This window comes from Micromonospora sp. CMU55-4, assembly GCF_011602315.1.
Lineage (GTDB): Bacteria > Actinomycetota > Actinomycetes > Mycobacteriales > Micromonosporaceae > Micromonospora > Micromonospora chalcea.
On record NZ_JAAOLH010000001.1, the window covers coordinates 94725 to 107242 of the forward strand.

At 74.5% G+C, this 12518-nt stretch carries 14 protein-coding genes; 4 read left to right on the forward strand and 10 right to left on the reverse strand.

What is annotated here, in order from left to right:
* Window positions 1–17: 17 nt before the first annotated feature.
* The 3 genes from HA073_RS00395 to HA073_RS00405 are packed head-to-tail and all read right to left on the reverse strand — an operon-like array spanning window position 18 to window position 4579.
* Entirely contained in the window at window positions 18–1178 is a 1161-nt protein-coding gene (locus tag HA073_RS00395; RefSeq protein ID WP_166455467.1) for an anhydro-N-acetylmuramic acid kinase, read from the reverse strand.
* 45 nt (window positions 1179–1223) lie between these two features.
* Complete coding sequence (locus HA073_RS00400; RefSeq protein WP_309227970.1) at window positions 1224–2504, reverse strand: TRAM domain-containing protein; 1281 nt, start codon at window positions 2502–2504, stop codon at window positions 1224–1226.
* Window positions 2501–4579, reverse strand: a complete 2079-nt coding sequence (locus tag HA073_RS00405) for an APC family permease (protein ID WP_166455468.1) — start codon at window positions 4577–4579, stop codon at window positions 2501–2503. Before HA073_RS00405 ends, HA073_RS00400 begins: the two co-directional genes overlap by 4 nt.
* A 158-nt stretch (window positions 4580–4737) precedes the next feature.
* Here HA073_RS00405 and HA073_RS00410 point away from each other — a divergent pair, with 158 nt between their 5' ends.
* The gene (locus HA073_RS00410) at window positions 4738–5403 is read left to right on the forward strand and encodes a TrkA family potassium uptake protein (RefSeq protein WP_043325668.1); all 666 of its coding nucleotides are present in this window, start codon (window positions 4738–4740) and stop codon (window positions 5401–5403) included.
* 3 nt (window positions 5404–5406) lie between these two features.
* Entirely contained in the window at window positions 5407–6090 is a 684-nt protein-coding gene (locus HA073_RS00415) for a TrkA family potassium uptake protein (protein ID WP_043325670.1), read from the forward strand.
* Window positions 6091–6097: 7 nt separating this feature from the next.
* Here HA073_RS00415 and HA073_RS00420 read toward each other — a convergent pair whose 3' ends face one another.
* The 4 genes from HA073_RS00420 to dut form a co-directional block, all read right to left on the reverse strand.
* Complete coding sequence (locus tag HA073_RS00420) at window positions 6098–6778, reverse strand: DUF3159 domain-containing protein (RefSeq protein WP_069089369.1); 681 nt, start codon at window positions 6776–6778, stop codon at window positions 6098–6100.
* Window positions 6775–7155 (reverse strand): OB-fold nucleic acid binding domain-containing protein, encoded by a 381-nt coding sequence (locus HA073_RS00425; RefSeq protein WP_043325675.1) that lies wholly within the window; start codon window positions 7153–7155, stop codon window positions 6775–6777. The genes HA073_RS00420 and HA073_RS00425 overlap by 4 nt, the downstream gene beginning before the upstream one ends.
* 172 nt (window positions 7156–7327) lie before the next feature.
* Window positions 7328–7951: a DUF3710 domain-containing protein gene (locus HA073_RS00430; protein WP_043325677.1), complete on the reverse strand. Its 624-nt coding sequence runs from the start codon at window positions 7949–7951 to the stop codon at window positions 7328–7330.
* 25 nt (window positions 7952–7976) lie between these two features.
* Entirely contained in the window at window positions 7977–8474 is a 498-nt protein-coding gene (gene dut, locus HA073_RS00435; RefSeq protein ID WP_030502984.1) for a dUTP diphosphatase, read from the reverse strand.
* A gap of 85 nt (window positions 8475–8559) precedes the next feature.
* Between dut and HA073_RS00440 the strand changes: the two genes are divergently transcribed.
* On the forward strand, window positions 8560–9051 hold the full coding sequence (locus HA073_RS00440) for a DUF3093 domain-containing protein (RefSeq protein WP_064447141.1): 492 nt from the start codon (window positions 8560–8562) through the stop codon (window positions 9049–9051).
* A 62-nt stretch (window positions 9052–9113) separates the two neighbouring features.
* Here the strand turns inward: HA073_RS00440 and HA073_RS00445 are convergent, their stop codons facing one another.
* The gene (locus HA073_RS00445; protein WP_373888006.1) at window positions 9114–10055 is read right to left on the reverse strand and encodes a hypothetical protein; all 942 of its coding nucleotides are present in this window, start codon (window positions 10053–10055) and stop codon (window positions 9114–9116) included.
* A 137-nt stretch (window positions 10056–10192) separates the two neighbouring features.
* On the reverse strand, window positions 10193–10489 hold the full coding sequence (locus tag HA073_RS00450) for a DUF4193 domain-containing protein (RefSeq protein ID WP_013284790.1): 297 nt from the start codon (window positions 10487–10489) through the stop codon (window positions 10193–10195).
* A 439-nt stretch (window positions 10490–10928) separates the two neighbouring features.
* Here HA073_RS00450 and HA073_RS00455 point away from each other — a divergent pair, with 439 nt between their 5' ends.
* Entirely contained in the window at window positions 10929–11444 is a 516-nt protein-coding gene (locus HA073_RS00455) for a LytR C-terminal domain-containing protein (protein WP_181373764.1), read from the forward strand.
* 71 nt (window positions 11445–11515) lie between these two features.
* Here HA073_RS00455 and HA073_RS00460 read toward each other — a convergent pair whose 3' ends face one another.
* Window positions 11516–12337, reverse strand: a complete 822-nt coding sequence (locus tag HA073_RS00460; protein WP_043325683.1) for an inositol monophosphatase family protein — start codon at window positions 12335–12337, stop codon at window positions 11516–11518.
* Between the last annotated feature and the right edge of the window lie 181 nt (window positions 12338–12518).

Below are 12518 nucleotides of genomic sequence, written 5' to 3' on the forward strand. Positions count from 1 at the left end.
CCGTGCATCGACCCAGGTCAGGCGTCGACCACCAGCCGCCGGGGCGCGGGTGGGCGCGGCGCGGCGGCGGACGGGCCGGCCGGCGTCCAGGAGCCGAGCACGGCGGCCCGGGACGCGCCGGTCACCGACGGCACCGCGCCCGGCAGGCCGTGCCAGGACAGCCAGCCGAGCAGCGCGAACGCATACGCCTCCTTGGCCTGGGCGGGTATGCCCAGCTCGTCGGTGGTGCGCAGCCGCCAGCGTCCCGCGCCCAGCGCGGCCAGCCGCGCCCGGAGTGTGGGATTGCGCACTCCCCCGCCGGCGGCCACCACCTCGGTGACCCGGTGCCGGTCGCAGGCGTCGGCCACCGTGCGGGCGGTCAGCTCGGTGAGCGTGGCCAGCACGTCGTCGGCGGCCACCGGCTCGCCGAGCGCGGCCAGCGCCGCGTCCAGGTAGCCGCCGTGGAACAGCTCCTTGCCTGTCGACTTGGGCGGCGGCGCGGCGTAGTACGGCTCGGCGAGCAGCCGGGCCAGCAGCGCCTCGTGCACCCGCCCGGCCGCGGCCCGCGCTCCGCCGATGTCGCAGGGCCGGTCCAGGAAGCGCCGGGCGGCGGCGTCCAGCAGCGCGTTGGCCGGGCCCACGTCGTACCCGAGGACGGGCGCGCCGGGCGCGACCACGGTGAGGTTCGCGATCCCGCCGAGATTCAACGCCGCACGTGGGCCGGCAGCCGGGTCGAGCAGCAGCGCGTCGAACGCCGGGACCAGCGGCGCGCCCTGGCCGCCGGCCGCCACGTCCGCCGAGCGCAGGTCGTGCAGCACGGGTACGCCCACCCAGGCGGCCACCCGGGCCGGCGCGCCGAGCTGGAGCGTGCCGCGCACCCGGCCCGCCTCGACCCAGTGGAAGACCGTCTGCCCGGGCGACACGACCGCGTCGGCAGCGCCCCCGGCCAGCTCGACGCCGGCCGCCGCCGCCTCGGCGAACACCTCGCCGAGGCGGTTGTCCAGCCGGCAGACCGCCTCGATGGTGGTGGCCGCCGGGGGCAGCAGCGCGCTGATCTCGGCCCGCAGGTCGTCCGGGTACGCCAGCTCGCGGTGCCCGAGCGGCCGCAGCCGCAGCGTGTCGCCGTCGGCGGTGAACTCGGCGGCCACCACGTCCACGCCGTCGTAGGACGTGCCCGACATCAGCCCGACGATGCGCAAGGAAGGGCCCCTTCTTAACGGATCCGGTAGTAAAAGGGCCCCTTCTTAACGCGCGGGGCCGGGGCCGTGCGCGGGCAGGAACAGGCCGACCAGCTCCACGTGCTGGGTCATCGGGAACAGGTCGTACCCGCGCAACTCGGCCAGCCGCCACCCCGCCTCGCGGAACGTGCGGACGTCCCGGGCGAAGGCGGCCGGGTCGCACGCCACGTACGCGACCGCGCGCGGCCCGGCGGCCACCACGTCGCGGACCACCGGCGCGCCCGCGCCGGAGCGCGGCGGGTCGAGCACCACCAGGTCGACCGGGCCGGTGATCCGGCGCCGGGCCAGCGCGGTCTCCACCCGCGCCGCGACCACCTCGACGCCGCGCAGGTCGGCGAGGTTCTCCCGGGCCGCGGCCACGCCGTCCGGCGCGGACTCGACGAGCGTCACCCGGGCCCCGTCGACCCGTTCGGCGAGCGCGGCGGCGAACAGCCCGGCGCCGCCGTACAGGTCCCAGGCCGTCTCGCCCGGTTGCGGGTCGAGCAGGTCGAGCACCGCGCCGGTCAGCGCGTCCGCCGCCGCCGGGTGCACCTGCCAGAACCCGGAGGCGGGCAGCGTGAAGGACCGCCCGGCCGCCGTCTCCCGGACCCGCTCCGGCCCGCTCACCGCCGTCGGAACCCCCTCGGCGTACGCGACCACGGCGACGTCCCCGCCGGTGCTGGCGACGGTCTCCACCGCGTCGGCGTCGGGCCAGCGGGCGCCGGTCGGCGGGAGCACCGGCAGCTCCTGGATCGCCGGGTGCGCGATCAGGCACCGCTCGATCGGCACCACCTCGTGCGAGCGGTGCTTGAGCAGCCCGGCCCGCCCGGCCGCGTCGACCGCGTACCGGACCCGGGAACGCCAGCCCAGCGGCCCGCCGGGCAGCGCCTCGACGCGGACGCCGAGCGCGTCGATCTGCTCCGCGGTGAGGGCGCCCAGCCGGGTGAGCTGCTCGCGCACCACGGCGAGCTTCCAGTCGAGCTGGGCGGCCGGGGCGACGTGCTGGAGGTCGCAACCGCCGCACCCGCCCGGCCGGGCGTACGGGCACGGCGGGGTGACCCGGTCCGGTGCGGCGTCCAGGATCTCCACCGCGTCGGCGCGGGCGAAGCCCCGGTGCAGCTCGGTCACCTCGGCGATCACCCGCTCGCCGGGCAGCGCGTGCCGGACGAAGACCACCTGCCCGCCGACGCGGGCCACGCAGTGCCCGCCCGGCGCGACCGCGTCGACTGTCAGCTCGACCCGCTCGGCCTCCTCCAGCCCGGGGCGTTCCGCCGTCGGCACCGGACCGGGACGCTCGTCGGCGCTCACGGCCGCTCCTCCCGCTCGGCGGAGGGCGCGGACGGCGTGGAGGGCGCGGACGGCGCGGACGGCACCGGCGGCGGCAGTGTGCTCTGCGGCGCCACCCGGGGGCCGCGCGCCGGACCCCGGCTGAGCGTGGCGTCCAGGCGGTCCAGGTTCTTGCTGGCGGTGGAGGCGAGCTGCCAGGGCACGCTGGTCACCATCACGCCCGGCTCGAACAGCAGCCGCCCCTTGAGCCGCAGCGCGCTCTGGTTGTGCAGCAGGTTCTCCCACCAGCGCCCCACCACGTACTCGGGAATGAAGACGGTGACCACGTCGCGCGGCGACTCCCGGCGCACCGACGCGACGAAGTTGAGGATCGGCCGGGTGATCTCCCGGTACGGGGAGTCGATCACGGTGAGCGGCACCGGCAGCTCGCGGCGCTCCCAGTCGGCCTGCAGTTCCCGGGTGTCCTGCTCGTCCACGTTCACGGTTACCGCGGTGAGCGTGTCCGGCCGGGTCGCCCGCGCGTACGCGACCGCCCGCAGCGTCGGCTTGTGCAGCTTGCTGACCAGCACGATGGCGTGGTTGCGGGCGGGCAGCACGCCCCGCTGCTCGGTCGGCTCCAGCTCCTCCGCGACCCGGTCGTAGTGGCGGCGGATGCCGAGCATCACCACGTACATCACCGCCATCGCGACGATCGCGATCCACGCCCCGAGCAGGAACTTCGTGGCCAGCACGATGACCAGCACCACGCCGGTCATCACCATGCCGAACGTGTTGATCGCCCGGGAGCGCAGCATCCGGCGGCGCGCCTCCGGGTCCCGCTCGTTGCGAAGGTGCCGGTTCCAGTGCCGGATCATGCCGGCCTGGGAGAGCGTGAACGAGACGAACACCCCGACGATGTAGAGCTGGATGAGCTTGGTCACCTCGGCCTGGAAGCCGATGATCAGCACCACCGCGAAGACGGCCAGGAAGAGGATGCCGTTGGAGAACGCCAGCCGGTCGCCTCGGGTGTGCAGCTGGCGCGGCAGGTAGCGGTCCTGCGCGAGGATCGAGCCGAGCACCGGGAAGCCGTTGAAGGCGGTGTTGGCGGCCAGGAACAGGATCAGCGCGGTCATCCCGGCGACCACGTAGAGCAGCACCGAGCCGCCGCCGAACACGGTCTCCCCGAGCTGCACGGTCACCGTCTTCTGCACGTAGTCGACCGGGCCGGAGACGATCTGCGTCCTCGGGTCCTCGACGAACTGCAGGCCGGTGAGCCGGGACAGCCAGATGATGCCGACCAGCATGGTGACCGCGATGCCGCCGAGCAGCAGCAGCGTGGTCGCCGCGTTCTTCGACTTCGGGGCCTTGAAGGCGGGTACGCCGTTGGAGATCGCCTCCACGCCGGTGAGCGCCGCGCAGCCCGACGAGAACGTGCGCAGCAGCAGGAACACCAGCGCGAACCCGGTGACGCTGTGCTCGGCCTGGATCTCCAGGCCGGCGCTCGGCGCGCGCAGGTCGTCGCCGAGCACGAAGACGCGGACCAGCCCGGTCAGCAGCATGCCGCCGATGACGATCACGAAGCCGTACGTGGGGATGGCGAAGGCGGTGCCGGACTCGCGCAGGCCGCGCAGGTTGATCGCGGTGAGCAGCAACACCGCGCTGACCGCGATGAGCACCTTGTGGGTGGCCACGAACGGCACCACCGAGCCGAGGTTCGCCACGCCGGAGGAGACCGAGACGGCGACGGTGAGCACGTAGTCGACGAGCAGCGCGCTCGCCACCGCCAGGCCGGCCTTGGGACCGAGGTTGACCGTCGCGACCTCGTAGTCGCCGCCGCCGGAGGGGTAGGCGTGCACGTTCTGCCGGTAGCTCGCCACCACGGTGAGCATGACGACTACCACCGCGAGCGCGACCCACGGCGAGAAGAAGAACGCCGAGGCGCCGGCGATGGACAGCGTCAGGAGGATCTCGTCCGGCGCGTACGCCACGCTGGAGAGCGCGTCGGAGGCGAAGACCGGCAACGCGATGCGCTTCGGCAGCAGCGTGTGCTGCAGGCGGTCGGACCGGAACGGTCGACCGAGGAGGAGTCGCTTCAGCAGCGAGGTGGGTCGGGCCACAACCGCCAAGCGTACGACCACCTGGTGCCGGGCGCGGGGGTGGTCGATCTCCGGCCTGCGCGCCCGCGCGGTACGGTTCGGTCCCCCGTCCCGTGGAGGGACGTGGCAGGCTCGCAGGCGACGGGTCGGCGGGCGGCGCCGTGGGAGGAGCGGACACCGTGCATGTGGTGATCATGGGCTGCGGCCGGGTCGGGTCGACCCTGGCCCACAGCCTGGAGTCGCGCGGCCACTCGGTGGCGGTGATCGACCAGGACGCGGACGCGTTCCGCCGTCTCGGGCCGGACTTCGCCGGCATCACGGTGACCGGCGCGGGCTTCGACGGTGAGGTGCTGCGCCAGGCCGGCATCGAGCGGGCCGACGCGTTCGCGGCGGTCTCCAGCGGTGACAACTCCAACATCATCTCGGCCCGGCTGGCGCGGGAGACGTTCGGCGTGTCCCGGGTCGCGGCCCGCATCTACGACCAGCGCCGGGCGCAGGTCTACGAGCGGCTGGGCATCCCCACCGTGGCGACCGTCCGGTGGACGGCCGACCGGATGCTGCGCCACCTGGTCCCCGAGGGCAACGTGGAGATCTTCCGCGACCCGACCAGCACCGTGTCGATCATGGAGGTGCCGGTGCACAAGGACTGGATCGGCCGGCCGCTGCGGCAGCTGGAGCAGGCCGCCGGCGCCCGGGTGGCCTACCTGAACCGGTTCGGCATCGGCACCCTGCCCACCGCCTCCACCGTGGTGCAGGAGGGCGACCAGGTCTTCATGCTGGTGACCGACGACATCAACGGCCCGGTCACGTCGGTGGCGGCGGCGCCGCCGGAAGGGGGGCACTGAGCCATGCGGATCGCCATCGCCGGCGCCGGCAACGTGGGCCGCTCGATCGCCCAGGAGCTGATCGACAACGGCCACCAGGTGATGCTGATCGAGCGGCAGCCGAAGATGCTGCGGCCCGACCGGGTGCCCGCCGCCGACTGGGTGCTCGCCGACGCGTGCGAGCTGGCCAGCCTGGAGGAGGCCGACGTGGCCGGGTGCGACGTGGTCGTCGCGGCCACCGGCGACGACAAGGTCAACCTCGTGGTGTCGCTGCTGGCCAAGACCGAGTTCGCGGTGCCCCGCGTGGTGGCCCGGGTCAACCGGGCGGAGAACGAGTGGCTGTTCACCGAGCAGTGGGGCGTCGACGTCGCGGTCAGCAAGCCGCGCGTGATGGCGGCGCTGGTCGAGGAGGCGGTCACCGTCGGCGACCTGGTCCGGCTGATGACGTTCCGGCAGGGCGAGGCGAACCTGGTCGAGATCACCCTGCCGCCGACCGCGCCCTACGTGGGGCAGGCGATCCACGCGGTGCCGATCCCCCGGGACGCGGCGCTGGTGGCGATCGTGCGCGGCAAGCGGGTGCTGGTGCCCACCCCGGACGACCCGATCGAGGCCGGCGACGAGCTGGTGTTCGTCTGCACCGCCGCGGTGGAGGACGACGTACGCGCGGTGATCCTCGGCCCGGCCAGCGCGGACCGCCACCGTTCCTGAAGCGGCCTCAGGCGCCCGGCAGCGGGGTGGGCGCGCCCTCCCGGGTGACCCGGCGGACCACCCAGACGGTGATCAGCAGCAGCAGCGCGTACGGCGGGTAGCCCAGCGCGAGCCGGGCCACGCCCAGCGCGGTGTCCTGGTGGGCCAGGTAGAGCCCGGCCTGTACGCCGACCTTGGCCAGCCACACCACGCCCCACAGCACGGTGAGCTGGGTGAAGGTGCGGACCAGCTTGGGGTCGTCGCGCCACTCGGAGCGGCCCTTGGCGACCAGCACCGACCAGATCCAGCCGACCAGCGGCTGCCGGATCGCGGCCGAGAGCAGCAGCGCCAGGCCGTAGCCGATGCCGTAGAGGATGCCGGGCAGGTAGAAGTCGCGCTCGTCGCCGGTACGCAGGGCCAGCAGCGCGCCGATGCCGACGCCGAACAGGCCGTTCACCGCGTGCCGCACCGGCTTGCGCTGGGCCAGCCGCAGGCCGGCGATCAGCAGCGCCACCGCCACCGAGGCGTACACGGCGGGGCGCAGCTCGCCGATCACGTTGGCGACCACGAAGACCACCACCGGGATGCTCGACTCGACCAGCCCGCGCCATCCGCCGAGCTGGTCGGCCATCTGCTCGGCGAGGCTGGGCAGCCGCTCCTCGTCCTGCGGGCCGAGACCCGACGGGGTGTGCTGCTGTCCGGTCGTCACTTCGGCGACTCCAGCTCGTAGTACGGGTTGTAGATCACCTTGCGGTCGTCACGCACCGCCACCCGGCCGCGCGCGGTCAGGTGCCGGCCCGGCTCGATCCCGGCGATGTGCCGACGGCCCAGCCAGACCAGCGTGACGACGTCGGTGCCGTCGTAGAGGTCCGCCTCCAGCGTGGGCAGGTTCGTCCGCGGCGTGTAGACGACGGTGCGCAGCCGCCCGGCCACCGACACCACCTGGCCCCTGTTGCACTGGCGGGCCGGCGTGCCGCCGGACTCGGCGCTCTCCCGGCGCAGCTCCTGCGCCTCGATCTCGGCCTCGCTGGCGGTGAGCCGGTGCAGGAGCCGCCGCAGCGACCCCCGGCTCTCGTCGGTCGTCATGACCTCCGCGTCACCCTCTCCACAGCGGGGCCCCGCTGGTGGCGGAACCGTCCCGCCAGAGTACGCCGACACGGCCCGCCGGCGGGAGCGCCGTGGTACGCGTACCGCCGCCCGGGACGCCGGCACGCCGCGGGCCCGGCGCCGTTCGACGCCGGGCCCGGGCACGTGTGGATCAGACCTCCTGCTGCTCGGCGGCGGCCTGCTGCTCGGCGACCTCGCGGGGCAGCCGCAGCGGCAGCGGCTCGCGCACCGGCTTGGCCTCCTGCCCGCGGTCGACCACCAGGCCGTCCAGGCAGGCCGTCAGCGGCCCGGCGGTGGCCGCCTCGGTGGCCGCGAGGCCCTGGAAGACGCCGCGCACCATCCAGCGCGGGCCGTCGATGCCGACGAAGCGCAGGTCGGTCGGGCCGTCCGGGGTACGCACCCGGGCGCGCAGCTCGGGACCGCGCTCCCCGTCGACCTCCTGGACGGTGGCGCCGTCGGCGACGAGCGACTGGCGGATCTCCTCGCGCACCTCGTCCCAGATGCCCTCGGAGCGGGGCGCGGCGAAGACGCCGAGCTGCAGCGCGCTCTGCCCGTGCACCAGCACCACCTGCTGGATCACGCCCTGCGGGTCGGCCTGGACGCGCACCTCCACGTCCGGCACCGCCGGGATCTGGAGGCTGCCCAGGTCGAGCCGGGGCGCGTCGGGGGCCTCGCTGACGTCGTACGGCCCGCGGTCCGGCGCCGACGGGGTCTCCTCGGCGTCGAGGACCCCATTGTCACGCGCCTCGTCGGCCCGCTTCCGGGAGAAGATCACTGCGCCCACCCTCCGCTGTTCGCACTCACCCTGCCACCTCTTCGCTCTGCCCGCCGGACGGCGCCGGGACCAGGCCGGCGTGCCCGCCGGTGGACCCGTGCCCGCCCGTGCCACGCCGGGACGCGGGCAGCTCGGCCACCGGCCGGAACTCGGCCCGGGCGACCCGCTGGACCACCAGTTGCGCGATGCGGTCGCCCCGGCTGATCTTGGCTGGCGTGTCCCGATCGTGGTTGATCAGGTTGACCAGGATCTCACCCCGGTAGCCGGCGTCGACCGTACCGGGCGCGTTGAGCACCGTCACGCCGAGCCTCGCCGCCAGACCGGATCGGGGGTGGACCAGCCCGACGTACCCGTCGGGCAGCGCCACCGACACGCCGGTGGGCACCAGGGCCCGGCCGCCGGGGGGCAGCTCGACGTCCGCGGCGGCCACCAGGTCCGCGCCGGCGTCACCGGGATGGGCGTACGCCGGCAGCGGCAGCTCCGGGTCGAGCAGTCGCACGGGCACGGGTACGACGTCTGTCACGGTCATCCTCTTCCGTCCGGTCCTGCGGGGGTGCCCTGTCATCCTGCCGGTTGCCGGGCCCGCGACGCGCCGTACCCTCGTCAGTGTGCGTCAGTCGTCATCTCCGGCCGCGCCGCCGGCCACCGCCGCGCCGTACGCGGAGCGCCTCGGTCTGCCCTGGTGGGCCTGGCCGCTCGGGCTGGCCGCGGCCGCGCTGCTCGCGGTCGAACTGTGGATGGGCGCGACCGGCGTCCGCGCCTGGCTGCCGTTCGTGCTGCTGATCCCCGCCGCGGTGGCCGCCCTGTGGTGGCTGGGCCGGATCCGGGTCGAGGTGCGCGACGGCGAGCTGCGGGTGGACGACGCCCACCTCCCGGTGCGGTACGTCGCGGACGTGGTGCCGCTGGACGCGGCCGGCCGGCGCGAGGTGCTCGGCGTCGGCTCCGACCCGCTGGCCTTCGTGGTGCAGCGTCCGTGGATCGACGGCGCCGTGCAGGTGGTGCTGGACGACCCGGAGGACCCGACCCCGTTCTGGGTGGTCAGCACCCGGCACCCGGTCCAGCTGGCGGCCGCCGTCCTGGCCGCCCGCGACGCGGCCTGATCCGACGCCGCCCCGAGGCGGCCTGACCCGACGCCGCCCGCGAGCGGCCGGTCCGCCGCCGGTCAGGACGGCTTGTCCGGCAGTGCCCGGGCGGTCCGCCGCAGGTCCTTGCGCAGTTGCTCGCCGAGCGCGCGGGTGGCCCGGCGGTTGAGGTAGCCGGCCACGGCGGCGCCGGTCAGGAACGGCCCGAGCGTGGTGAGGTTGCGCCCGAATCGGCGCATCAGACTGTCCCGCAGCTCGCGGCGGGCGGCGGTGCCGAGCACCGCGCTCACTCCGACGCCCGGCATCATCGGGTTGACCCCGCGCTGGGTGGCCCAGGACTGCACCAGCGACACCGCGCGGCCGGCGCCGCCGGCCGGCAGCGGCACCCGGTGGACCTCGTGCAGCTCGCCGATGAGTTTCAGCTCGATCGCCACCACCGCGACCGTCTCGGCGGCCAGCAGGACGGGGGCGGAGAGCAGCGTGGGCGTCACCGCCCACTCGACAGCTGCCACTCCGCCGCCGGCCGCGCCGACCCCGGCGGTGGCCCGGGACGCGTTGCGGACCAGCCGGTCGGCGAGCGCGTCGTCGTCCAGGCCGGGGAAGTGCCGCCGCAGCGTGGCGAGGTCGCGGATCGGCACGTGCGGGGCGATCTCGGCGACCGTGTCGGTCATCCAGCGCACCGCCGCCCTCGGCTTGAACAGGTCGGTGATCCCCCGGGCGCGGGCCTGCCCGACCAGCCGGGTCAGCAGTTGCCGCCGGCGGGCCGGGGCGATGTCGTCGGCGGTCAGGGCGGCGACCGTCGCGCCGAGTTCCCCGGCGTCCGCGCCCGGCTCACCGGACGTCGAACCGGAGCCGGTAGTGGCCGCCGTCGCGGCGAGTTCGGTGGAGGCCGGCGGCACGGTGGAGCCGCCAGGTGCGGGCACGGCGGAGCCGGTCGGTGTCGCATCCGGCCCGGTCGGTGCCGGTCCCGCCGCTGGAGCCGGGGTCCGGTCGGCGCCGGTCCCCTCGCTGCGCTCGCTCACCCGTCCGCCCTCCTTGCTCCGCGCGGCGTGGCAGCCGCCCGTAACGAGTCAAGCAGCAACCGGCCACCGGCGCACGGCGGCGGCTCGAACAGCGGCGGCCCCGTCGAGGAGGCCGCCGCCGGTGTCCCCGGTCGGGATCAGACGCACTCGCGGCAGATCAGGTCGCCGTTGCGCTCGACCGCCAGCTGGCTGCGGTGGTGGACCAGGAAGCAGCGGGCGCACCGGAACTCGTCCTGCTGCATCGGAAGGACCTTGACCGTGAGCTCCTCGTCGGCCAGGTCGGCGCCGGGCAGCTCGAAGCTCTCGGCCACCTCGGCCTCGTCGACGTCCACGGCGCCCGACTGTGAGTCGACCCGCCGGGCCTTGAGCTCTTCGAGGCTGTCCTCGCCGAGGTCGACCTCGTCGCGACGCGGGGCGTCGTAGTCGGTGGCCATCGGTTTCACTCTCCAATATCGATATTGTCGCTGCCGGTTGTAACGCCGGACGACGCCGTTTCGGTTCCCCTGACCGGCCACCATCTCTGTCGGGCACCCGACCCGACGAGCGGTGGGCCGGGCTCGCCGGTGCGAAATGCCCCCGGTGAGCGCGGAACCTTACCCCCCCTGTGGGCGAGGCATGTATACCGCCCTCGCGGGGGAGATGTACGCCTCGGCGCCCGAAGTTGTTCCCAATGTGACTCAGGCGACACGAAGATAGGGGTAGTCCTACCGGTTCACCGCGTGGCGCGCCGGTATGTCGGACTGTTTCCACGCCTGAGCCGGACAACGGTTAACCTCAGCGGCGTACTGGACGGCCGACCGGTCGCGGCCCGACCGCGTCGCCCGCCACCACCCAATCACTGTCCGGGGAGCGCCCAGGATGAGTTTTGCGCGAGTGCGGGCACTCGTTGTCGTCGGACTGCTGGCGGTCGTCGCCCTGGTCGTCGTGGTCGTCGCCGTGTTGAAGGACAGTCAGGGCACAGCCGGTACGGCGGCCGCCTGCCCGGACGGCTGGCCGCTGGTCGACCTGCGGCTGCGGGAGCAGAAGGACGTCAAGATCAACGTCTACAACGCCACCGACGAGGCCGGCCGGGCCGGCAGCGTCGCGGACGACTTCCGCAACCGCAAGTTCCAGGTCAAGAAGGTCGGCAACGAGAAGAAGGCGTTCGACGGCGTGGCCGAGTTGCGGTTCGGTCCCAACGCCGTGGGGTCGGCGCACCTGCTGCGCGCGTACTTCCTGAACGAGGCCAGCCAGAAGTTCGACGCGAACCGCAAGGACGACGTGGTCGACGTGGTCCTGGGCAACCAGTTCCAGCAGCTCGCCACCACCACCGAGGTCAACCAGTCGCTCGGCGACCTGGGCGCCCCGCAGGCGCCGCCGGAGACCTGCCCGAAGCCGGTCGAGAAGTAGGCGGCCGGCGGCCCGACGACGCAGGGCGGTCCTCCTCCGGGAGGGCCGCCCTGTCGCGTGTGCGGGTCAGGTCACGGCCCGCCGGAGGCGTCCAGGTCGACCAGCCGGGCGTGCAGCGGCCCGTGCAGCGCCGGCGGCGCGGCGAGCACCAGGTCCGGTCCGGCCGGGCGGCCGGACAGGCCGGTCACCAGCAGCCCGGCCTCCCGGGCGACCAGCCCGCCGGCGGCCAGGTCCCAGTCGGCCAGGCCCTTCTCGTAGTACGCATCCACCCGCCCCTCGGCGGCCAGGCAGAGGTCGAGCGCGGCGGCGCCCATCCGGCGGATGTCCCGGATGTGCGGGATCAGCTCCGTCACCACCCGCGCCTGGTGGGCCCGGCGGCCGGCGTCGTAGCCGAAGCCGGTGGCCACGAGCGCCTGACCGAGATCGGTCGCGGTCGAGCCGCTCAGCCGCTGCCCGTCGCGCCAGGCGCCGCCGCCGAGCGTCGCGGTCCACTCCTCGCCGGTGACGACGTTGCGGACCACCCCGGCGACCACCTCGCCGGCCACCTCAGCGGCCAGCGAGACCGCGCAGTAGGGCAGCCCGTACAGGTAGTTGACGGTGCCGTCGATCGGGTCGAGGATCCAGCGCACCCCGTCGGCGCCGGCGGGGCCGGTCTCCCCCGCGCCGTACTCCTCGCCCAGCACCGCGTCGCCCGGCCGCCGCTGCCGCAGCGCGGCCAGCACCTGCCGCTCCACCGCCCGGTCGGCGGCGGTGACCACGTCGGTCACCGTGCTCTTCGTCGCGGCCACCGAGACACCCTCGACCCGCATCCGGTACGCGGTGGCGGCGGCCTCCCGGGCCACCTCGACCGCGATCGTGAGCAACTCCCGCGCCGTAGGCGTCGCGGTGATCATGTTTGTCCCCTTCCCGCACGATCGGGACCGGCCCACCCGTGCGCGGGTATCATCCTTACAAAGTCCACATCTGCGCCGATTCGGCGGTCCCGGACCGCCGGTCCGCCGTGCGGCGCGGGATGATCGCGGCAGACGGCGTTACAATTCACCCTGCCCACGCGCCACGGACCGCCAGCGACCG

What these genes read in the sequence shown, in the direction of transcription:
- HA073_RS00450 (WP_013284790.1), bottom strand. Translation starts at nt 10,489, where the DNA reads ATGGCCACCGACTACGACGCCCCGCGTCGCGACGAGGTCGACCTCGGC.
- HA073_RS00415 (WP_043325670.1), top strand. Translation starts at nt 5,407, where the DNA reads ATGCGGATCGCCATCGCCGGCGCCGGCAACGTGGGCCGCTCGATCGCC.
- HA073_RS00460 (WP_043325683.1), bottom strand. Translation starts at nt 12,337, where the DNA reads ATGATCACCGCGACGCCTACGGCGCGGGAGTTGCTCACGATCGCGGTC.
- HA073_RS00425 (WP_043325675.1), bottom strand. Translation starts at nt 7,155, where the DNA reads ATGACGACCGACGAGAGCCGGGGGTCGCTGCGGCGGCTCCTGCACCGG.